The sequence below is a fragment of the Pseudomonas sp. 10-1B genome (genome assembly GCF_000935045.1).
In the GTDB taxonomy this organism is placed as follows: domain Bacteria; phylum Pseudomonadota; class Gammaproteobacteria; order Pseudomonadales; family Pseudomonadaceae; genus Aquipseudomonas.
Genome location: NZ_JYKS01000034.1, coordinates 1 through 21,912, shown reverse-complemented (window position 1 = coordinate 21,912; position 21,912 = coordinate 1). Strand labels below are relative to the sequence as shown.

Here is a 21,912-nt window from a genome sequence, read left to right as displayed (position 1 = left end):
GCATGAAGCGACTGGCTGGTCTTTCCGCCCTTGCCCTGATTATCTCCAGCACCAGCGGGTGTGGCTGGCTGTGGGGCGAGGATGGCTATTTCCGCGACCGCGGCAGCGATTACCTGCAGGCGCACCCGACCGCGCCGATGCAGCTGCCGCCGGACGCCAGCAACGTCAAGCGCCTTGACCCACTGCTGCCGATCCCGCGTAACGTCGCCGACGATCGCGCCAGCGGCGAGTTCGAAGTGCCGCGTCCGCAGCCTCTGACCGGCGGTGCCGCCCAGGTCACCGACTACAGCCTGCAGCGCAGCGGCAGCAGCCGCTGGGTGCTGGCCCAGCACTCGCCAGCCGAAGTATGGCCGGTGGCTCGCCAGTTCTTCGAGGACAACGGCTTCCGCATCGCCGAAGAGCGCCCGCAAACCGGTGAGTTCAACACCACCTGGCAGCGTTTCGACGAACTGTCGGCATCCCTCGGCCAGCGCCTGGCTAGCACTGCCAGCAGCGGTGACAGCGAGGTGCGCGTGCGTGTGCGCATGGAGCCTGGCGTGCAGCGCAATACCTCCGAGGTGTACGTGGTCAGCGTCGAGCGCCCAGCCGGCAGCACCGCCGAGCCTGATTTCCCGTCCACTTCCAGCAACACCGGCGCCGATGCCCTGCTGGTCGACGAAATGCTCGCCAGCATGAACCGCAGCGCCGAGAAGGGCGGTTCGGTGTCGCTGCTGGCCGCGCGCGACTTCGACGCGCCAAGCCGCGTCAGCCTGAGCGAAGACGGCAGCGGCAACCCGGTGCTGTACCTGGGCGCCGACCTGGACCGCGCCTGGTCCAGCGTGGGCCGTGCCCTGGAGCAAGGTGGCGAGTGGCGTGTCGAGGACATCAACCGCAGCCTGGGCCTGTACTACATCAACCTGTCCGAAAAGCCTGACGACAAGCAGAACCAGCCAGGCTTCTTCAGCCGTATGTTCGGCAGCGAGCCGACCAAGGAAGAGCGTGAAGCCCGTGCCGAGCGCTACCAGGTACGCCTGAGCAAGGTGGGCGAGAGCGTGCAGGTCACGGTCGAGAAGAACATCAACACCGTGGCTCCGGCCGATGTCGCCCGCCGCGTGCTGAGCGCCATTCAGGACCACCTGGGTTAAGTGCGTTTCGCAGTACTTGGAAGCGGCAGCCAGGGAAACGGCACGCTGATCGCCAGTGGTGACACGTTCATCCTGGTCGATTGCGGGTTTTCCTTGCGCGAGACCGAGCGGCGCCTGGCGCTGCTCGGTGTGTCGGCGGCCCAGCTCAGCGCGGTACTGGTCACCCACGAACATGCCGACCACGTGCATGGCGTTGGCTTGCTGTCACGGCGCTACAATGTACCGGTCTACCTCAGCCAAGGGACCTTGCGCGGCATGCGCAAGCCAGTGGAGGTAGCCGGTTTTCTCGCTTGTGGCGACAGCCTGCGTATCGGCAGCCTGGAAGTGACCGCGGCGCGGGTCGAGCACGACGCCTACGAACCGTTGCAGTACGTGGTCAGCGACGGCCAGCGGCGTTTCGGCATGTTGACCGACCTGGGCTCGTACGACGCGCTGCTGCTGGAGCGTTACCAGGGCCTGGATGCACTGTTGATCGAGGCCAACCACTGCCGTGACCTGCTGGCACGCGGTCACTACCCGGCCTTCCTGAAGCGGCGGGTGGGTGGCATGCAAGGGCATTTGAACAATCACCAGGCTGCGCGCCTGGTGCACGAGTTGGGCTGGCGCAACCTGCAACACCTGGTGCTGGCCCACCTCAGCAGCAAGAACAACCTGCCACACTTGGCCCGCCAGTGCTTCGTCGACACCCTCGGGTGCGACCCGGACTGGCTCCAGGTGGCGAATCAGGAATACGGGCTCGACTGGCGCGAAATCGCCTAGCCCAACACCTCAAGCAAGCGGAGCCCAATCATGGAAAAACGCGACGAACTCTACCGCGGCAAGGCCAAATCGGTTTACAAGACCGACGACGCCGACCGCTTGATCCTGCTGTTCCGTAACGACACTTCGGCGTTCGACGGCAAGCGCATCGAACAACTCGACCGCAAAGGCATGGTGAACAACAAGTTCAACGCCTTCATCATGCAGAAACTGGAAGAAGCCGGCGTGCCGACCCAGTTCGACAAGCTGCTGGGCGACAACGAATGCCTGGTGAAGAAGCTGGACATGATCCCGGTCGAGTGCGTGGTGCGTAACTACGCCGCCGGTAGTCTGGTCAAGCGCCTGGGCGTGGAGGAGGGCATCAAGCTGGAGCCGTCCACCTTCGAGCTGTTCCTGAAGAACGACGAAAAGGGCGACCCCTTCATCAACGAATCCCACGTTGTCGCATTCGGCTGGGGCACCGCCGAGCAACTGGTGGAAATGAAGAAGCTGTCGTTGAAGGTCAACGAAGTGCTGAGCAAGCTGTTCGATGACGCCGGCCTGCTGCTGGTCGACTTCAAGCTGGAGTTCGGCGTATTCCACGGCCAGATCGTGCTGGGCGACGAGTTCAGCCCGGACGGCTGCCGCCTGTGGGACAAGGAAACCCGCAAGAAGATGGACAAGGACCGCTTCCGCCAGGGCCTGGGCGACGTGATCGAAGCCTACGAAGAAGTTGCCAAGCGCCTGGGCGTGCCGCTGTAAGCGGCGCATTCACGCAAGCGCCTGATACCACGCGATTTTTTTGAAAATAAAGGTTTGCGTTTTCAAAATTCGCTGGTATGATGCGCGGCATTGGAGAGATGCCGGAGTGGTCGAACGGGACGGATTCGAAATCCGTTGTACTGGCAACAGTACCTAGGGTTCAAATCCCTATCTCTCCGCCATACATAGAAAACCCCTGTAATTCAATGAGTTACGGGGGTTTTTCTTTTTCAGTTCTACTACTCATTTCTACTACTCGCCCCCTCCTTTCTCACGTGTACCTTTGCCATGGCTGTAGCCTTTTCTGTGCTACACCAAGCGAGCCATGCTCCTGTGTGCATACGCCGCTTCCTGTGTCCGTGCCCCCCCGAAATGTAGCCATTAGCCACCTGTCTGCGTGTAGAATCTCCAGCAATCGCTATCAGGCAACCCTATATGTGAGATGCCTGTCATTTACGGTATGTCGAGCATCATAAGGATTGGATATGGAAGTCGCTGCAAGCCAAACATCTCTCACACCGCCTCGGTCGAGAACAGCATTGTTTTTGTGGGTAATCGCTTTAGTAATTGCATCTACAGCTTCGTCTATGGTTATGGCGGAAAATGACACCGGAAACAACCTTTTGCAACACTGCAAACAGACAGTCTACCTGCTTGATAATAATTTTAACGCGACGCCTGGTACTAATGATCTAGAGGTTGGAAGGTGTATTGGGCTCGTTGAAGGTGTCAGGCATACAATGATCTATCTGTCGAGTGTCATGCCAAAGGATATTGAAGTTTGCTGGCCTAAGAATGGGATAACTAACGGGCAAGCCGTGCGAATTGTAACTAGGTGGCTGGAGACGCACCCGGAGCAGTTGCAGGAAAATCCAACATATCTAGTCATGAAGTCTTTCATAGATGCGTATGGATGCAAGAAATCGGGTAGGCGTTCTTAGATAGTTATCTTGAAGAATATGGATTAGGGTTTTAGGATTATTACCTTCCTTAGTCCCCCCCAAAAAAAACAACCTGCCCACAATCCCCGGTCTGTTTTTAGATCAACTCAAATTATCTTAGGTCGGATAGTCCGAGCGGGACAGCAAAGGGGCTTAGCACCCTGCTTTAGTCAAAGTACCGGGATGCTTGGAAATCTATGAATCCCAGCGCCAGCTACTAACGATAGCGCCCCGCCATAGCTCCACAAAGGGCCATTACGGCTCTCGGTCTGGTCTGGGCTTGGGTTCTGCAGCCTGACAAGGGTGCAAGGAATGCTCCTCCAAGCGAATTCCGCACTCTGGGCAGTGGTGGTGCGACTCGCGCAGTGATAGCCTTATGCCTTTATTCAGGGAGGTGACGACTATGCGGGGTCTAGGAATTACGGTGCTGGTGCTGGGCTTGTTTGCGATCATCGGGGCACTCGCAATGGATGTCTCGGTTTCGTCAGGGACTGGACGGGTTAACAACATTGGCTTGATTGCTCAACAGCAGAATTACATCACTGTTGGTGGCCTGATGCTGCTCCTAGGCGCTGTGCTGACAATTGCTGGTAGGCGGCGTGAAGCGGTGGTCGAGAGCGGTAAGGACTGCCGAGCCTGCCCCATATGTGCCGAAACCATCAAGGTTGCTGCATTGAAGTGCAAGCATTGTGGTTCGGATACATCCAGCACTGCTAAAACCGTAGAAGAGATGCAACCGGCTAGCGATGCTGAAGATGCTAATGGCACTCAGATATGGATTGCCCGATGGACTATTTTGGCCGTATTCGTTGGCATTATCCTTTTTTCATTGATGCGGCACTGATGTCTTCATTTCCGAGCAAAACGTAAATGCTTGGATTGCATCCTAATGGCGTGTTGGTTAAGCGATATAAGTTTCAATTGCATTCGCCGCTGTCGTTGCTTTGTCTTCCATCTGTACGTCCCCTGAGTCCAGGCGCATAGCATAGCTGATTCAGATAATTCCGATTTTTATGTACAGAAAGTTGATTTTCCGCTAAAAGCCAACCCGCCAAAATTTGCTAGCTCGCATTTACAACACCCAAAAAATTCACAGGGCGATAATCCGGGGGTGACAGCGGATCGGCTTAGCACCCTGCCGCTGTGAAAGTACGGGGTGCTTGGAAATCTATGAATCCCTGTGGCAGATACAAAGAAGCCCCGCCACAGCTCCAAGTAGGGCCATAGCGAGGCGTTTGATGTATTGTGTATGCAACCCTACTGTGTAGACAGTAAACGGCTGTATGAGGCTGGTTTTAAGAAGCTGCTTTCAGTTCCTTCTTGATTCTATAGACCGTGGCAACCCCACACTCTGCCAGCTTGGCTACATCGTCGGCGGTCATGGTTGGGTGCTTGGCCATGATGCCCGTAACCTTCTCCCACATAGCAGCGTTCTTACCTTTGCCCGCTGGTTTCCAGTCAGGGTTAGCTGCCTTCTTGTTCTCGATACCTTGTTTGATCCGCTCCACACGTTTCTCTTGGTCGAGTCGTGCCATGGTTGCCATGAGGTCCAGGAGCATGTTGTTAATCACTTTCATTATCGCACCTGTAATGCCATTCCCATCAACCAACTGGTGAGAGGTGGGTAGATCGATCACTACCAATCGAAGTCCTTTGCCCTCGATAGTACCTTTCAGAGATTCCCACTCAGAACTGGTCAAGCGGGAGAGGCGGTCTACCGATTCTACTACCAGCACGTCACCCGCTTGAGCAGCATCAAGCAAACGGGAAAGTTCTGGACGCTCTAGCTTGGTTCCTGAGATGTTCTCAGCGTATACGTCTGCAATGGTAAGATTGTGGTCACTTGCGAAAGCCTCAAGCATCTGACGTGCTCGGTTGGCGTCCTGATCCTTGGTGGAAGCACGGAGGTAGAGATGGGCTTTCATGATCGCTATCCTTTAGCTATCGATTTGATGGAGCTATGATAATGGATCATATAGCTATCATCAATAGGTATTTTGATAGTTGCTATCAGATAGGGGCGCCACTACCTTTTGAGTAGAGTCAATTGATAGTGGGATAGGGTGCTTGGTTCTCGCAATGAGACCGTGATAGCTTTCTGCCTTTATCGAAAGGCAGAGGAAAGGATTCATGCGCTGTTTGATTGCCGTTACCGCGATTGCGACATTGTTAGGAGGTTGTGCTGCACCACCAACGGTTGGTGAGGCTATACCTGCCCCGACTAATCGGCTGCTAGCACTCCAAACTGAGGACCGTGGCAAAGACGGTACTGTCTCAGTGGTTCGTGAAGGTGCCGCCCAGGCGGGTCACTGCTTTTTCGGGATTTATATAGACGGCAAGCTTGTCGCGAGACTGGATAACAACGAGAAAGCCAGTTTTCACGTAAAGCCGGGCAGGAGGCTTATAGGGGTTGGTTCTGATCCCCAAGGAGCAGGGCCATGCTCAGGAAATACTCGCTATAGAAGGGAGGTCGCGACTTGGATTCAGGTTGGAGAGAATCAGATATTCAGAATTGCGTTTCAGCCAATGCTTGACATTAGACCTTCTTCATACTGATTTCAGTGTAATGCGGCAGTGGCAGGTGCCGCATACACGTTCATTTACTCGTTATTACTATAAAACTCTTTATAGAGGCGGGAGGTGTAGTTTTTCTCTCCGATACCTTCACAAAGCCGATGTGTCTCTTGGGGGAAACTGACTCCGCACACTCGCTCCCAGTTTGCGGCGGCCTCACACCCGTTCCGAATCTTCCCGAACTGACTGATGAAACGCTCTTTGTCGAACGTTCCGGGTTCAACCAATCGCTTAAAGTCGCTGTCTGTCAGCGGTTCAGGAACAAGGTGAGCAAAACCGATACCGCTACTCATGCCTTCATAGAAGAATGGCGTGCTTCCAACAAATGCACCAAAACGATTTTTTGCGTTTACCCATCCGCAATAATTGTTGTCACCTGTCCCTTTGAAGACATCTGTGAATTTGGCGCTGTCAGGATCGAATAAAGATTCTTTGACAGCCTTCTTTGCGGTGTTCTCAGCAGTCGGTAGGTAATCACACCCCGTCAAAGTGCTTATCACAATTGCGAAAGCTACGATGCTTCTCAAATCAAACTCCTTTTTATGTTTTTGCGGTGCTGGCATTTTGATTGTAATTGATTTGGATTGGAAGTGACAGAATTAATGGTGGTTTTTATAGATTTAATTTTATTGTTAAATTCACACGCTCGCTAGATTTGAGGCGCGTTGCGCTTTGACTGCACTCCGCCATCAAGCTAATGAGAAAGCCGCTGTAATCACGTTGTAGAGGGTTCTAGAGGTGTATGTGAGGTGCTTCCCTACCGTTTATTGGGAATATGTAATTACATGCCGCCCTATGGAATTTTTATCGGTGAGGGCAGAGGGCGTGTTCAACTGAATACCCGCTCAACCCTGATGGAATCAGGCTTGCAGAGGATTTGATGGGTTATCATAAAACAGATTGTCTTGGTATGCACTCCTGTTAATTACCTGTACGATCCCTGATGGTGTGCCTGTACATTCCATGCTATTGGGCAATATCAGGTGTTATTCCATTATTAATATCGGAAAATGCCGCCACCACTACTGCTGATGTGTCCTCTATTCCGCTGTCATTGGTGTTATGCACGTATTCACCAATTGCTACAAGTGAGCACAATGCCTTCAGGCGTAATGTCTATATCATATTGTCTATCCTGTGAACTGGGTTTGCCTATACATCCTTGTTGTGTGAATCACAGGCAAAGAAAAAGCCTCTGGGGCCAATCAGTCATCGATGTAATATATCGACAACTAAATGACCCCAGAGGCTTAATCTATAAATTCTTCTTTACCAAAGGATAAAGGGAAGGGGAGGCCAAAAGCCTACCAACTCTTCTATAGCTTTATCTTCTGTATATTACTCTATAGCGTAAGCTATAAATATTATCTTCTTTCTTGTCTCTTCTTCTTTACTACTCTTTCTTGCTGCTTCTTCACCAATATCCTCTTTCTGAAAGTGAAGATAGAATTTCCCTAAGTCTCCGACAATCGCAGAGCATGAGGGATCATTCACTTTCAAATCAGTTAAGAATGACAGGTAGCGGTCTGCTACTACATCCTCCCCCCGATAAGTGCTGACATGCCGTCAGAACGTACAATGGTACGCAAGATAGGCAACCGATCTTCACATAATCGTTACCCGTCAGATTCTTTAGCTGATGGAACAGCTGACTCTCGGTGTCTCTGAATGCCACAAGGACAAATCTCTACCGTTTGGTTTGCAAGCTGTTAAGCCCGCGGCGCTATGAGCCTCCCAATTTATCTGCGCTTTAAGTAAGGGAAAATTCGAGGATTCGACGCCGAAAAGCCCTTACCGAGACCCACACCCTCTCAGGCAGGTGGTTGAGTCAACCATGCACCACACGATCACAGGCTTAGGTCCTTTTAGTAACCCGAGTGAACAGCGTGTAGATCAATCGTTACGGAGGGTCGTGCCCTTTTCCGTCTCTGATATGCGCTCATTATACACTTTTTATTGCCATTTGTCAACTTCAGCTTGACTTGCGTTATTGGTTGTGCATTTTGCTCGCTATGAGGGGTGGCAAGGGGCCAAATAGCCCCATACAGCAACGTTTAGCACTCTCCCTATCCAATCCCCACTAGTACCGGCTTAAAACGCTCCGAATCGCCCTGTAGAGCCTTATAGGGCATATTCCATTTGCTTCGCCTCAGCTTAGCCATCCCTGTTCGATAGCAAATCGCTTAAAGCCTTCAATCTGGTGAGTTTCGTATACAGGCCATTGGTGTTGGTTAACACCAGATGCTACATCCTTCAATACATCTGTGATATCTGAGATGATGCCAAATGGAACCCGGAGGGTGTATTGATACATCCTGCCGTTAACGGATAACATATCGATATGCAACGTTGTCGTTTTCATTGTAATTCATCCTTTCCGTTTTCTCGGTGAGATGTGTTTGATCGCATCTCGATAGGCATTACTAATTCTCACTAGGTGGTTGATGGGAATGTTCCCATGCTTACACTTATGTAGCTGTTTGTATTTGCTAAAGATCGTAGGACATACCAGCATCACTTTGAACATAGAATGCCGGTATTGGTGTTTGATGTGGGTGAGAGTTACATCACTAATGCCTTGGTAGGCATCAATGATGTGGTTCTCTGTCATGTTCATAATCAAACAATTGAACATGGCTATCACATGTCCGTTGTAAATACATCAGGCACTTCATCTGGAAAGCCATCAGGGATAGATAGTTCACCAAAGCATGTATTGGCTTCTTTCTCAGCATCAGCAAAACGTTTTGCTTTAGCTTGTTCCAGTGCTCGACGTTCCTTTTCTTCAGCCGCTTCAATCAACTGTTGCGTTAGCTTTTCCTTGTATTCATTCAGCTGAGTTTGGAGGTATTGTACATATTCCGACTTTACAACAGCCTTCAGACTTTCTTTTTCTGCTGACTGTACGCTTGCTGGCTTCACCATCTGCACTCTGTGAGAGAGTTGAGCATGATGCACTGCCCAGCGTCTGTCTAAGCTATAGCCGTTAGTTAGTTTGTCTCCGACTAATTGAAGAAATTCATGCTCTAAAGGGTGTGTGATAATCTCGGTACACTCACTAGTGTTCTCATAAACATTTAACCGCATCAGTAGACGACGATTAAACTCAGCGGCATCCCAGGCCGGGGGTGTACCATGGACGATCGTCATGGATAACTTGTTTGTTTGTTTTTTAGTCATTAATTGGTTTCCTTCTCTTTGCTCAGTAGTGTTCGGGTCTGCGTCAGAATGTTATTAACGTATGTTGCGTCGTCCATTGCTCTTGCTGGATGCTGGGCTGATTCCTGCTTGTCGAAAATTCCTTGATCACATGAGGCGTGTTCAGAATTGCAGGGGTTATGCATTGGCTCGTTTTTGTAGAACCTGTCTTTATTTCGCTGCTCCTTGAGCCTTAACGCTGATTCTTTCAGGCGTCGCTCAAAGCGTTCTGGTGTGAAACCCATATCAATGTTCCTCGTTCTGTTTGTGTTTGATGTTTAATCGACTTAGACGTTTGCGGCATTTATCAGAGCAGGTTTTAGTGTCGGTACGTTTGTTGATTAATCGGGTGCTGCAAATAGTGCATTTGTGTTTATTCATGTAATGTGATTGTTCCTTGTGCGTCACAAATGGTTGTATGGGCGATAAAAAAGCCCATACCAAGCATCAACAATTAACTGAGGTGAAGGTATGGGCTTTATTGAAGTGAGGGGTGCCTCCCGATTGAGGGACAGGAAACACCGCAATATGATTGGAAGGAGAGAAAGCCAATCACATTGTTGAAGAATAAAAAGAGGTCATGAGAATGCACGACCTAAGCAACAATTCTAGCGTGTATCAAAATGAACTATTCAACACCTTTCAACTAACATTATGATTAATTGAAATCCCAATCTGTATTGGGCGTGTTATACCAAGGAGGTTACTGAAGTTGTCTGTGTGAGATAACTATCTTCATCTGTCTTGATGTGTTCATTGTATCATTTATATATGAAAAAGTCGACACCTGTGACATGTTTATTTGTTTTTTATATATCGAAGTCGTATGTGAGCTTTTGTATTGCTTCTAACTTTTGCTCAAATGAACATCCCCCGCTGTAGGTGCTGAGGGTGAACGATGTATTTTCATGTCCCAAAAGGTACGGTAGTACCTCCAGACCTACGCCAGCTTGATGGAGCTCGGTTGTGACTGTTTTTCGTATGCTATGAAATACATGAAGGTCTGAGAAGTTGGCTTTCTTCTTCAGTCTACCAAACTGTTTGCTCAAGCCGTCGAGGCGGTTGCCATACTTGTTCTTTCCACCTTTGAAGAGATGGCCATCGTTAGCAGTCGCCTGAGACGAGAGTTTTTTATATAGGGGGATCAAAGAAGAGTGAATCGGCACATCCCGCACACCGGCACTTGTTTTTGCTTGGTTGATTCGGAAACCTATTGGCTCCCCGTTGCTGTCGATGATTGAGTCGTCTGATTTAAGGCGACCTATTTCTTCAAGGCGAGCACCGGTGTATGCTCCAATCACAATCAGATTTGCCAAGTCATCTTTGCCATCCTCACGCGCAAGCTTGTACAGAGTTTCTACTTCGACACGGGTGAAGGCAACGTACGATTCGCCAGCCGCCTTACCAGCTCTTGGTAACGTATGGCCGTCGAATGGACACTGCTGGGTGGCGAAGTGCTCTCTAAATTGAGCGTTGTATTTTATTGCCCATCGCCAGAAATCGCGACCAGACCATAGGTAGTTGGCCAGTGTCTGCCGTGCTGCTGATTGTGATGTGAGAAATTGATGGATCGTATCGAATGTGAGCGGGGCACCCTCGGTATTCAAATACTGAGAGATTCGTTGCAGTCGTGCTCGATGACTATTTCGAGTCTTTTCTGAGGCTATTTGAGATACAAGACTAATAGCCCATTCATTAATCATGGATGGCGTTATTGGCGATCTTGGTTTATAGGCTTTAGGATTGATAATGATGGTTTTGGCTTCGGTAATCTCGCTGGATGACAACTCATACCGCACCCTAGATAACTCAGAAATGTAATGCTGGGTGATTTCGTCCGCAGCCTGAACTCCATCAATCATGTTTGTAGGTTCAGAGCTAAATTGAGCTTCCATACGATCTGCCAGACCAGTTATTCCAGTCTCAGATTCCATGGTTCTGACGTGTGCTATCAGCTCAGCCTGATCAGCGGCAAGCTGCGCGATACGTGCCGTTACCGTTTCGATGGTCGGGCTACTTGATCCCTTGGGTGGGTTTCGTATCCCCTCGACGAGGGCGGTGTCAGCTCGCTGGCGATGTTCGGCAGCCTTAGCATGAACCTTGTCTTGCCAGCCCTCACGATGGACCTTCCGAGTAGACCTTGCAGCCTCAATGTCGGCTTTCCACTGAGCAAGGATGGGGAGGCGATTCACCATTGCCTCAGATCGCATCCCCGTTTTCAGTGACTGGATCAGTACGCGGCGATTACCAAGTGCTTTACGGACGTCCTTGGGCACGTCGAGACGCACATACCATGTTGACTCGCCTGCTTTCTGAAAAATATGGTCTGCCATGGGGAGCACCGAGGTTGGAGTAATAGAGTGAATTCTACTACTATTTTCTACTACTCTGCGCTAGAAAGTCCCGTATTCATTGGGTTCGCTGGGCTTTGGAACCCTGATCGGAGATTCCCTATCTCTCCGCCATACAAGATGAAGCCCCGCAGATTAAAGTCTGCGGGGCTTTTTCGTTCTCTGCATCCATTTTGATACATTTTCCTAAGCACCATTGCTTGACGCTTACAGGTGCTGGAGGCAGTATGGTCACCAATCGCGCCCGATCCTCTGGTGCTGGCTTAGTCCGGCATTACGTTCGGGCCTTCTTATTTCTGGGAAATGGATTTTGCTGGCGCCGAAACCTTTTCGAACCTATCCAGATTTGGTCGCACTTCTACAGCAGCGCAGGATGCACGTGGCTGACTCCACGAGAGCAGAGCGTAAGCTTGCTCAAGTGGGCTACTACAGGCTGAGCGGGTATTGGTATCCAGCTCGGGAATTCGATAGAGACCCACTGAGCAACCAGCCCAGAACCTGCCGGATCACCGGAAAGCCGCTTCGCCGTGACATTTTTGCTGATGGTGCGAGCTTCGATGACGTCGTTGACCTTTACAGGTTTGACAAGCATCTCCGTCTTCTGATGCTCGATGCGATCGAACGGCTTGAAGTCAATCTGAAAACTGTAATTGCTCACGTCGTTGGATATCACGATCCGATGGCGTATGCAGATGCCCGATTCATCAAACCTAAATACACTCGAGACTTCGTCTCGCATGGCAAGGTCCGAAACAAGTGGAATGAGTGGGAGGCTAAACAGCGTGAGCTGCTGAATAGGAGCAACGAGGACGCTATCCGTTGGCACCGCCTTTCCGGCAGACCTGTTCCATTTTGGGTTGCTGTGGAGGCGTGGGATTTTGGCACGTTGTCTCGCTACTTCGAGATGCTCCTCGGTAGCTATCAGAATCAGGTCTTGGCACGGTTTGGATTGGACCATGCGCAAATATTTGCCCGCTGGTTACAAGAGATCAATCTGCTGCGCAATCGTTGTGCTCATCACACTCGCATCTGGAATCAGGTGTCGTCGAACCCATTGTCCGTACTGCATGTTGACCCGTTCTTCGCGACGTTGAACCTGGATAAAAACGCCCTGGCAAGGCCTTACGGGCTGGTATGCATAATCTGGTTCTTGCTTAAAAAGCTTGCTCCAAATTCAGATTGGATCGACAAGGTTGCGGATCTGGTTGATCGCAAACCAGGATTGCCGGGATGCACTTTTGCAGCGTTTGGCCTTCCCGCAGAAACCGGGTTTCCACGTGAGGCATTTGGCATCTAGCGCCCCGCAGCCTTGGGCCTGCGGGGCCTTCTTCATTGTTGGCTTGAGCCTTACCTTATCGGTTATAGCGGTCTACCGAACGTCTCGGGCCTTTGCTACTTCCATCAATGCTCGCCTCAGAGTCTGCGGGTCATTGGTTTTCATGACTTCTTGCAGGAACGCCTTGATCGTTGCGGGCCTATCGAGGAATCGGGATGCCTCGAAACGCTTGGTGTTGCTCAAATCCAAGTCGACTATTGGCATATCGGCGCTCATTTTTTCATCATCCCCAACTCAGCATCATCCAGCAGCGCCTTGGCCATCGCGCTCAGGTAGTGCGCGGCCCAGATCAGTTTCTGGTCGCCTTCCATCAGGCCAGTGATGACCAGGTCGCGCACGTAGCCCATCAGTTCGGATGCCTGTTCGCGGGCGTCCTGGCAGGGGATGCCGGGTTCGATGCGGAACAGCGGGTGGGTGTTGTTTTCGCCTTGGTAGAAGCAGGTCTTGCCGGCGGTGGTGGGTTCTTGGGTGTCATCGGTTGGCATTGTTTTTATCTCCCTGGAATCTTGGTTGCCTGGGCTGGCCTCTTCGCGGGCATGCCCGCTCCCACAGGTACTGTGCAGTGTTTGAGGTTGTGAAATCCCTGTGGGAGCGGGCGCGCCCGCGAAGAGGCCTAGCCTGCTAATGCAAGGTGTAAGGCTCAGTAGATAAATGCGTCCTCATCTGCAATTGCATCAATGCCGACTCGACCAGCCCCTGTACCGCCTCCATTTCATGGATCACGGCCTGCATCACGATCGAGCTGTGGGCAGTGGGCTTGAGTTGCACGGATTGGCGGGCCACGGACAGGGCGCAGAGTACGTACTCTGAGGACTGGACCAGGGTGTCTTGCAGCACCTGGGTGGAATCGAGGGAGTAGGGTGGATCGGGGACCATCTTGCGCATACACATCTCCAGGATCATTGGAGCTGCCGCAAGCTTGCTGTCAAACAAGAGGGTGGCAGCTGTACATGGGTTGACAGACCGAGGATCCCGGAGTAACTCGGCGCACACGAGGGTGCCCCACGTACAGCCGCCATAAACAGTGCACGTGTGCGGGAAATCGTCGGCCTGTCAAAGCCGGTCGTTGATTTTGCAACGACAAGCCGAGACTAGAGCGCGACACAATCCGTCGCAACAGTTTGAGCGGGTTGGCAGTATGTTTGGGAAATGGCCTACAGGGAAGGGGATTATTCTGAAGTTTCGGTGTAGGACGGGGGCCGCTTTGCGGCCCATCGCGACACAAGGCCGCTCCCACAACGGGCCAATGTAGGCCAGATCAGGCAGATCCCTGTGGGAGCGGCCTTGCGTCGCGATGGGGCGCAAAGAGCCCCCAGGGCCCTCAGCGCATAGCCGCCAGTTTAATGCCAAACCCCACCAGGCAAGCTCCCGCCAGCCGCTCGAACATATTGGCAATCCGCGGGTTGGCGCGCATGCGTTCGGCCAGCTGGTGCGTCAGCACCACGGCAATCAGCCCATACAGGAAGGTCACCACTGCCACCGTCGCCGCCAGGAAACCGAAGGTCACCAGCCCCTGGTGCTTCACCGGGTCGACGAACAGCGGGAAGAACGCCATGTAGAACATGATCGCCTTGGGGTTGAGCAGGGTGATCATCATGGTCTGGCGCAGGTACTGGCCGTTGTCCATGCGGCTGGCGCGCGGTGCGCCGCCAGGTTTGCTCAGCAGCATGCGCAGGCCCAGGTAGGCCAGGTACGCAGCACCGGCCCACTGCACCACGTGGAATGCGGCAGGGTAGGCGGCCAGCAGGGTGGCGACGCCGGCCACGGCCAGCCACAGCAGCACCTGGTCACCCAGGATCACCCCACAGGTCGCGGCCAGGCCAGCCTTGATACCGCCCTTGCCGGTGGCGGTGATCAGGGCGAAGTTGCCCGGACCAGGGATGGCCAGGACGATGATGAAGGCGATGACGAACGCGCCGTAGTCGGTGACGCCGAGCATGGGGTACTCCTGTTGGGCAGTGCGAAGGCAGGGTCCAAAACTATCGTCGCCACCGCCTCGCTTTACAACAGGGTGTCGTGAAATTGCAACTAACAGCTGTTTTTCCAGAAAATCATGACATTTCTTGCGCAGGCATGTTGTTAATTGCATCCCCGCAACAAACAAGTGCCAAGTGCGACTTGGATCCAATGCGTGGGTTATGTATCATCCGGCCGCCATCAGACGATGGCCGAAGATGATTCATTAAAGGACTTAGTATGAAAAAGCTGTTCAAGGCCACCGTAGCCGTTGCTGTCGTTTCGGGTGTTGCCCTGCTGTCGGGTTGCACTGGCCAGGTTTACAACCAACCGAAAAACTGCTCCTACGACTACCTGTTCCACCCTTCGGTTTCCATCTCCAAGATCATCGGTGGCTGCGGCCCGATCGATAAACTGCCTCAGCAGCAGTAATCTTGGCGGTACCCTGATCGCGACGCTTGCGGCGTGATCCAAGGCCCCCGGTCATGTACATGGCCGGGGGTTTTTGTTGGTGGGCCACTTACCAGCGCAGTGAAACCGTTCCCAGCAAGGTGCGCTCTTCACCCCAGTAGCAGCGCCCGGCGTTGTTGCAGCCTGCCACGTACTCCTTGTCGAACAGGTTGCGGGCATTGACCTCGACCGACCAGTTGTCGTCGATTTCATATCCGACCTTGGCATCCACCAGGGTCACGTCGCCGGTATCCAGCTTGCCGTACAGGCTCGCCGGGGTATAGGCGAACGTGCTGTCGAAGTGCCGCACGCCGCCACCGATCTGCAGGCCTTTGAGCAGCCCGTCACGGAAGCGGTAAGTGCTCCACACCGAGGCCTGGTTACGCGGCACGCCGGTCATCTGGTGGTCTTCATACAGCGACCCTGCCACGTCCTTGGTGATACGCGAATCGGTGTAGGTGTACGCGGCGGTGAGGTTGAGGTTCTCGCTCAGGTCACTGTTGAGTTCAAGCTCCACACCCTTGGCCCGGCTGGCACCGATCTGGCGGTAGTCACCCACGGCGGAATCGAACAGCACATCGTCCTTCTTGCGCAGGTCGTACACCGACGCGGTAAGGGCGGTGTTCCAGCCTTTGGGTTCATACTTGATACCCACTTCATACTGTTCGCTGGTGGTCGGGTCCAGCGGGCCGCTCTTGCTTTCGGTCTGCTGGGTCGGGGCAAAGGCGGTGGAGTAGCTGAAGTACGGCGACAGGCCGTTTTCGAACTGGTACATCACGCCGGTCTGCCAGGTGAACTTGCTGTCCCAGCTGTCCATGTCGGCTTGCGCGTTGAGCGTGCCGGCCTTGTTGCGAAACTGGCTGTTGACCCTGTCCAGGCGCCCGCCAAGCAGCAGTACCCAGTTGTCGACCTTGGTCTGCAGTTGGCTGTAGAGGCCGTACATGGTCTGTTCGAGCAGGGCGTTCTGCACGGGGACGGGTGTGCTCGGCTTGCCATTCCAGACCGGGTCGAACACATTGATGGTACCGCCGCTGCCCGCGTCCCAATCCTGGTTGAACGACGTGCGGTCCAGGCTCGCCCCCATCAGGACGGTATGGGCGAACGCGCCGCTGGTGAAGTGGCCTTCGAACTGGTTGTCCAGTGAGTAGGCGATGGATTTGTTGTAGCGGTCGTAGGCCTGATTGCTCAGCGTGGTGCCGAAGCCGCCGTCGTTCAGGTTGCCTGGCCACGTTTCCTGGCGGTCGATGCGCGACTGCATGTAACGCGAATTCTGGCGGAACTGCCAGGTGTCGTTGAAGCGGTGGCTGAACTCGTAGCCCAGGCTCCAGGTTTCCCGCTCGAAGTTGTCCCAGTCCGGGTTGCCGGACAACTGGTCCTTGTCGATCTTGCCGTTGGGGTTGTGCAGCAAGGTGCCGGCGGCCGGGTGGCCCAGTTCCATCAAGGTGCGGTCGCGCTGGTAGGTGGCCAGCATGGTCAGGCTGTTGAAATCGTCGAAGTTCAAGGTCAGCGACGGTGCGATATACAGGCGATCATCGGGCTGGTGGTCGACCTGTGTATCGGACTTGCGCCCCATCATCACCAGACGGCCGAGGACATTGCCGTCACCGGTCAGCGGGCCGGACACGTCAACACCCAGTTGACGGCGGTTGTGCGACCCATAGCTCAACTGCACTTCACCGCGAGACTCGGCGGTAGGCCGCTTGCTGACCAGGTTGACCACACCACCGGGGGCATTCTCGCCATACAGGATCGAGGTCGGGCCGCGAAACACTTCTACCCGCTCCAGGCCGTAGGGCTCGCTGCTGGTGTCGTAGCGGTTGCCCTGCACCCGCAGGCCGTCGCGCAGCAGGCCATAGCCGTAGTCGGTGGCGTTGAAACCATGGATGAAGAACAGGTCGCCCGCCTGGCCATCACCGCCGGCAAACGGCGGCGAGAATACCCCTGGCACGTAGCCCAGCACCTCGGTGAGGGTTTGCGATTGCTGGTCATCCATGCGCTGGCGGGTCACTACCGAAACCGAGCGCGGGGTGTCGGCCAGGGCGCTGCTGGTTTTGCTGGCCGTGGCACTGGCCAAGGCGCGGTAGCCGGTATCGCCCTGGCCGTTGCTGGCGAGCAGGGCGGCGGCGTTGATCGACGTGGCATCCAGTTGCAGTGCCGTGCCATCGGCAAGGGGTTGCAATACATAGCCTGCGCTGCCTTGCGGCACGGCGTGCAGGCCGCTGCCCTGAAGCAGGCGGGCCAGGCCCTGGGCGATGCTGTAGCGGCCTTGCAGCCCTTGGCTGGTCTTGCCGGCGGCCAGCTCGTTGCTGCCGGCCAGGTAGATGCCGGCCTGGCTGCTGAACTGGTTGAGGGCGCTGGCGAGTGAGCCGGCTGCGATGTTGAAGCTGGTTTCGGCGCTGGCCGCCTGTTCGGCGTGGGCCAAGGTTGCTGGCAACATCAACGGCGCGGCGGCACACAGCGAAAGTGGCGCGGCAAGCGCCAGGCGAAGCGCGGGATGGAAGGGCGTCGGCATGCTGGTCTCTGGGATCGAAAGGGTGAGTTGGGAGGGCTATGCCGGGTTAACCGAACGAGATTGGAAAAAGGGAACCGGATGGGCAGATTTTTTTGAATGCTTCAACGAATTCGCCAACCCCGTTGGAGCCAAATACCGCGTTGCCTGCTTCGCGGGCTCGCCCGCTCCCACAGGTACTGCGCTGGCGCTGCACCTGTGGGAGCGGGCATGCCCGCGAAGAATCCAGCACGGTGTACCGGTATCAAACCGGCTCGACCGTCACCCACCACGGCGCCAGCCGCCGCACCCGCACCGGCAACGCCGCTTGCAGCAGCTCCAGCGCACGGTCGGTATCGTCGAGCGGAAATGCCCCCATCACCGACAGCTTGGCGACATCCGGGTGCCAGCCCAGATGGCCATGGCGATAGCGCCCGAGCGTTTGCAGCAAATGCGCCAATGGCATGTCTTCGGCATTCAGGCGGTGGTGAATCCACGACTCACCCGCGCTTTGCGCCGCGCGTGCGCTACTGATGCCCCGGGCACTGAAGTCCACCTGCTGGCCCGCCTGCACGATGCAGCGCTCGCCGCTCTGAGCGGTGCACACCTCCACGGTACCGGCATACACGTCCAGCCGGGTGTTGTCGCCCTGTTGGCACACCGCAAAGCGTGTGCCCAAGGCCTGCATGCGCCCTTGCGCGGTGTCGACGAAGAACGGCCGACGCGGGTCGTGGGCGGTTTCCACCAATAGTTCGCCAAAGCGCAGTTTCAGTACCCGGCTGAACGTCGAGAACTCCATATCCACGGCACTCTGCGCTCCCAGCCACAACTGGCTGCCATCGGCCAGGCGCGTCTCGCGGACTTCACCGATGCCGGTGGCCATGTCGGCATCCCAGCCCGACAACGGCGCCCCGTGCCAGGCCCGCCAGCCAAGCAGCGAGCTGGCGCCAAGCACCAGCAGCGACTTGAGCCCGCTGCGTCGGCTGAAGCGGCGTGCATCGTGCTCGCGTAGTGCCCGGCCGGCAGCCGCACCTTCGGCCTGCAGCGGGGCAAAACGCTGGCCGACCCGTTGCACATAGTGCCAGGCCGCCTGATGGTCGCCATGCTGCTCCAGCCAGTGCTGCCACTGTTTGAGCAACTGCGGGGCGACGTTTTCGTCCTGCAGTTGCACGTACCAGTGCGCGGCTTGCTGCAGGCTGGCGTGGCTGAGTTTTTGCGCGGGCGCGGTCATCACGTCACTCCACCAGCAAGCCGTCGAGTTCGGCTTCGAGAATGGCGCAGTGCAGAAACGCCTGGGCCAGGTACTTCTTGATCATGCGTTCGCTAACGCCGATATGCGCGGCAATATCGCGGTAGGCCAGGCCATCGATCTGCGCCAGCAGGAACGCCTGGCGCACCTTGCCCGGCAAACGCAGCAACATCGCGTCCACCTCGTGCAGGGTCTCGACAATGATCGCGCGCTGTTCGGGGGAGGGCTGCACGGCTTCCGGTTGCAAGGCCAACTGCTGCAGCCAGGCCTGCTCCAGCTTCTGCCGGCGCCAGTGGTCCACGCACAGGCCGCGGGCAATGGTTGCCAGGTACGAGCGCTCGCCGCGTTCCCCATCGAACTGCCTGGGGCGGTTGAGGATGCGCACGAAGGTGTCCTGGACCAGGTCGGCGGCATCGCAGCGGCTACCCAGCCGGCGGTACAGAAAACCGAGCAACCAGCGCGAATGGCTGTGGTACAGGGTATGGAGCGGGCGATTCAACTCGGGTATCGAAACCACGGCGGCATCCGGCGCGAGCGCGTACTGGTGCGAATGAGAAATGATCGCGATAGTAGGGGCGTCGGAACAATACTGCAATCGGCAGGGCGTTTTCCCTTGGGAACATGGGACAACCTGCCGCCTTGACGCCCGGACCTGCAATTTGTTTGTGCTGGCATTTCAGATACAATCGGAAAAACGATTCAGCCTTGTCGGTCAATTCGACAAAAGGCCGAGTCGTTTTCTGGTTCTCTGGCTGCTGAACAATGATCACAACAAGCCTGCGCTGAAGAACACGCTTTACCTGGGCCAGCCACAGGCCCTCCCTCTGTTCTCCTGACTGGAATTGATCAATGTTCAAGAAAGCTGGCAAGACCTTGCTGGGTCTGGCTGTCGCTGCAAGCTTCATGCAAGCGCATGCCGCAGAAACCAAGAAAGTAGACGTGCTGCTGGTCGGCGGCGGCATCATGAGCTCCACCCTGGCTGTGTGGCTGCACGAGCTGGAGCCAAGCTGGTCGATGGAAATGGTCGAGCGCCTGGACGCTGTCGCCGAAGAAAGCTCCAACGGCTGGAACAACGCCGGTACCGGCCACTCCGCGCTGGCCGAGCTGAACTACACCCCGGAAGACAAAGACGGCAACGTCAACATCGCCAAGGCCATCGAAATCAACGAAGCCTTCCAGATTTCCCGGCAGTTCTGGTCGTGGCAGGTACGCCAGGGCGTGCTGAAGAACCCGCACTCGTTCATCAACACCACCCCGCACATGAGCTTCGTGTGGGGCGATGACAACATCAAGTTCCTGAAGAAGCGTTACGACGCGCTGCAGGCCAGCCCGCTGTTCCGCTCGATGCAGTACTCCGAGGACCACGCGCAGATCGCCAAGTGGGTGCCGCTGATGATGGAAGGCCGCGACCCGAACCAGAAACTGGCCGTGACCTGGACGCCGATCGGCACCGACGTCAACTTCGGCGAGATCACCCGCCAGTTCGTCGGCCACCTGAAGACTCAGGAAAACTTCGACCTGAAGCTGTCCAGCGAAGTGCAGGACATCACCCGCAACAAGGATGGTTCCTGGCACGTCGAGTACAAGAACCTGAAGGACGGTACCGAGTCGGCCACCGACGCCAAGTTCCTGTTCATCGGTGCCGGCGGCGGCGCGCTGAAGCTGCTGCAGAAGTCGGGCATTCCTGAAGCCAAGGAATATGCAGGCTTCCCGGTGGGTGGCTCGTTCCTGGTGACCGAGAACCCGACCGTGGCCATGCAGCACATGGCCAAGGCCTATGGCATCGCTTCGACCGGCGCCCCACCCATGTCGGTACCGCACCTGGACACCCGCGTGCTGGACGGCAAGCGCGTGATCCTGTTTGGCCCGTTCGCCACCTTCTCGACCAAGTTCCTGAAGAACGGCTCGTACCTGGACCTGCTGAGCAGCACTACCACGCACAACGTGTGGCCGATGACCAAGGTCGGTATCGACCAGTATCCGCTGGTCGAGTACCTCGCTGGCCAGCTGATGCTGTCTGACGACGACCGCTTCGAAGCCCTGCGCACCTACTTCCCGAACGCCAAGAAGGAAGACTGGCGCCTGTGGCAGGCCGGCCAGCGCGTGCAAATCATCAAGCGTGATGCCGAGAAGGGCGGCGTGCTGAAGCTGGGTACCGAAGTGGTCGCTTCCGAAGACCGCACCATTGCCGGCCTGCTGGGCGCTTCGCCAGGTGCTTCGACTGCTGCACCGATCATGCTGAACGTGCTGGAAACCGTGTTCAAGGAGAAGGTCGCTACCCCAGAGTGGCAGGCCAAGATCAAGGAAATCGTGCCTAGCTACGGCACCAAGCTGAACGAATCGGCGGCAGCCACCCAGAAAGAGTGGAACTACACCGCTGAAGTGCTGCAGTTGCAGAAGCCACCGGTGATCGACGAGAGCGTCGGTACCACGGTTGCACCGAGCCAGCCGGTTGAGAGCAAGCCTGAGAACGACATGGCGCTGTAATCGGCCATTGTTGTGAAAGAAGCCACGGGGGAGACCTCGTGGTTTTTTTTTGCCTGTGCCGGCCTCTTCGCGGGCTTGCCCGCTCCCACCGGTACGCCACAGCTCCGAACACTGTGGTGTACCAGTGGGAGCGGGCAAGCCCGCGAAGAGGCCGGCACAGGAAACCACTGATCGGAAACCTTCACAGCAACCAATAAAAACATATTTTGATGCTTAAATTAATCTTGTCAGTCGATCCCCTCCAGGAGGGTGCCGTCA

General features: G+C 55.2%; 21 protein-coding genes, 1 tRNA gene and 1 pseudogene. 10 read left to right on the top strand and 13 right to left on the bottom strand.

Annotated features, from left to right (window positions below):
• Window positions 1-2 precede the first annotated feature (2 nt).
• From bamC to TZ03_RS18725, 6 genes are all read left to right on the top strand, one after another.
• Window positions 3-1,124: an outer membrane protein assembly factor BamC gene (gene bamC / locus TZ03_RS18745; RefSeq protein ID WP_051099689.1), complete on the top strand. Its 1,122-nt coding sequence runs from the start codon at window positions 3-5 to the stop codon at window positions 1,122-1,124.
• Entirely contained in the window at window positions 1,125-1,883 is a 759-nt protein-coding gene (locus TZ03_RS18740) for an MBL fold metallo-hydrolase (protein ID WP_051099688.1), read from the top strand.
• A 30-nt stretch (window positions 1,884-1,913) separates the two neighbouring features.
• Window positions 1,914-2,624 carry a phosphoribosylaminoimidazolesuccinocarboxamide synthase gene (gene purC / locus TZ03_RS18735; RefSeq protein ID WP_011535129.1) on the top strand — a complete coding sequence of 237 codons (711 nt, stop codon included), beginning with the start codon at window positions 1,914-1,916 and terminating at the stop codon, window positions 2,622-2,624.
• A gap of 92 nt (window positions 2,625-2,716) precedes the next feature.
• A tRNA-Ser gene (locus tag TZ03_RS18730) sits at window positions 2,717-2,806 on the top strand.
• A 303-nt stretch (window positions 2,807-3,109) separates the two neighbouring features.
• Entirely contained in the window at window positions 3,110-3,565 is a 456-nt protein-coding gene (locus tag TZ03_RS32020) for a Rap1a/Tai family immunity protein (protein WP_414860314.1), read from the top strand.
• A gap of 424 nt (window positions 3,566-3,989) precedes the next feature.
• Entirely contained in the window at window positions 3,990-4,409 is a 420-nt protein-coding gene (locus tag TZ03_RS18725; RefSeq protein ID WP_236692853.1) for a zinc ribbon domain-containing protein, read from the top strand.
• Between the two features lie 451 nt (window positions 4,410-4,860).
• On the opposite strand, the gene TZ03_RS18720 is transcribed toward TZ03_RS18725, so the two are convergent.
• The 6 genes from TZ03_RS18720 to TZ03_RS18685 form a co-directional block, all read right to left on the bottom strand.
• On the bottom strand, window positions 4,861-5,490 hold the full coding sequence (locus tag TZ03_RS18720; protein WP_051099687.1) for a recombinase family protein: 630 nt from the start codon (window positions 5,488-5,490) through the stop codon (window positions 4,861-4,863).
• 675 nt (window positions 5,491-6,165) lie between these two features.
• A complete protein-coding gene (locus TZ03_RS27990) occupies window positions 6,166-6,666 on the bottom strand; it encodes a hypothetical protein (RefSeq protein WP_053388449.1) in 501 nt (166 codons plus the stop codon).
• A 1,622-nt stretch (window positions 6,667-8,288) separates the two neighbouring features.
• Window positions 8,289-8,501: a hypothetical protein gene (locus TZ03_RS18705; protein ID WP_051099686.1), complete on the bottom strand. Its 213-nt coding sequence runs from the start codon at window positions 8,499-8,501 to the stop codon at window positions 8,289-8,291.
• Between the two features lie 278 nt (window positions 8,502-8,779).
• A complete protein-coding gene (locus TZ03_RS18695) occupies window positions 8,780-9,319 on the bottom strand; it encodes a hypothetical protein (RefSeq protein ID WP_051099684.1) in 540 nt (179 codons plus the stop codon).
• On the bottom strand, window positions 9,319-9,582 hold the full coding sequence (locus tag TZ03_RS18690; RefSeq protein WP_051099683.1) for a hypothetical protein: 264 nt from the start codon (window positions 9,580-9,582) through the stop codon (window positions 9,319-9,321). The genes TZ03_RS18695 and TZ03_RS18690 overlap by 1 nt, the downstream gene beginning before the upstream one ends.
• A gap of 564 nt (window positions 9,583-10,146) precedes the next feature.
• A complete protein-coding gene (locus TZ03_RS18685; protein WP_051099682.1) occupies window positions 10,147-11,670 on the bottom strand; it encodes a tyrosine-type recombinase/integrase in 1,524 nt (507 codons plus the stop codon).
• 391 nt (window positions 11,671-12,061) lie between these two features.
• On the opposite strand from TZ03_RS18685, the gene TZ03_RS18680 reads away from it, so the two are divergent.
• Window positions 12,062-12,985: an Abi family protein gene (locus TZ03_RS18680; protein ID WP_051099681.1), complete on the top strand. Its 924-nt coding sequence runs from the start codon at window positions 12,062-12,064 to the stop codon at window positions 12,983-12,985.
• Between the two features lie 78 nt (window positions 12,986-13,063).
• Here the strand turns inward: TZ03_RS18680 and TZ03_RS31550 are convergent.
• The 4 genes and pseudogenes from TZ03_RS31550 to TZ03_RS18660 all read right to left on the bottom strand — a co-directional run.
• A pseudogene (locus TZ03_RS31550) lies at window positions 13,064-13,240 on the bottom strand (putative addiction module antidote protein); the annotation flags it as partial.
• Window positions 13,237-13,509, bottom strand: a complete 273-nt coding sequence (locus TZ03_RS18670) for a DUF3077 domain-containing protein (RefSeq protein WP_051099680.1) — start codon at window positions 13,507-13,509, stop codon at window positions 13,237-13,239. The gene TZ03_RS18670 and the pseudogene TZ03_RS31550, both read right to left, overlap by 4 nt.
• Before the next feature lie 136 nt (window positions 13,510-13,645).
• Window positions 13,646-13,909: a hypothetical protein gene (locus tag TZ03_RS18665; RefSeq protein ID WP_051099679.1), complete on the bottom strand. Its 264-nt coding sequence runs from the start codon at window positions 13,907-13,909 to the stop codon at window positions 13,646-13,648.
• 436 nt (window positions 13,910-14,345) lie between these two features.
• Window positions 14,346-14,963: a LysE family transporter gene (locus tag TZ03_RS18660; RefSeq protein WP_051099678.1), complete on the bottom strand. Its 618-nt coding sequence runs from the start codon at window positions 14,961-14,963 to the stop codon at window positions 14,346-14,348.
• 257 nt (window positions 14,964-15,220) lie between these two features.
• Here TZ03_RS18660 and TZ03_RS18655 point away from each other — a divergent pair, with 257 nt between their 5' ends.
• Entirely contained in the window at window positions 15,221-15,412 is a 192-nt protein-coding gene (locus TZ03_RS18655; protein WP_046616491.1) for a YhfL family protein, read from the top strand.
• A gap of 88 nt (window positions 15,413-15,500) precedes the next feature.
• Here the strand turns inward: TZ03_RS18655 and TZ03_RS18650 are convergent, their stop codons facing one another.
• The 3 genes from TZ03_RS18650 to TZ03_RS18640 form a co-directional block, all read right to left on the bottom strand.
• Complete coding sequence (locus tag TZ03_RS18650; protein ID WP_051099677.1) at window positions 15,501-17,942, bottom strand: TonB-dependent siderophore receptor; 2,442 nt, start codon at window positions 17,940-17,942, stop codon at window positions 15,501-15,503.
• Between the two features lie 241 nt (window positions 17,943-18,183).
• Window positions 18,184-19,149 carry a FecR domain-containing protein gene (locus TZ03_RS18645; protein WP_051099676.1) on the bottom strand — a complete coding sequence of 322 codons (966 nt, stop codon included), beginning with the start codon at window positions 19,147-19,149 and terminating at the stop codon, window positions 18,184-18,186.
• A 4-nt stretch (window positions 19,150-19,153) separates the two neighbouring features.
• Window positions 19,154-19,684 carry a sigma-70 family RNA polymerase sigma factor gene (locus TZ03_RS18640; RefSeq protein WP_051099675.1) on the bottom strand — a complete coding sequence of 177 codons (531 nt, stop codon included), beginning with the start codon at window positions 19,682-19,684 and terminating at the stop codon, window positions 19,154-19,156.
• A 40-nt stretch (window positions 19,685-19,724) separates the two neighbouring features.
• Here TZ03_RS18640 and TZ03_RS18635 point away from each other — a divergent pair, with 40 nt between their 5' ends.
• Window positions 19,725-20,003 (top strand): hypothetical protein, encoded by a 279-nt coding sequence (locus TZ03_RS18635; RefSeq protein ID WP_051099674.1) that lies wholly within the window; start codon window positions 19,725-19,727, stop codon window positions 20,001-20,003.
• Between the two features lie 13 nt (window positions 20,004-20,016).
• Window positions 20,017-21,654 (top strand): malate dehydrogenase (quinone), encoded by a 1,638-nt coding sequence (gene mqo, locus TZ03_RS18630; RefSeq protein ID WP_051099673.1) that lies wholly within the window; start codon window positions 20,017-20,019, stop codon window positions 21,652-21,654.
• The last annotated feature ends 258 nt before the right edge of the window (window positions 21,655-21,912 follow it).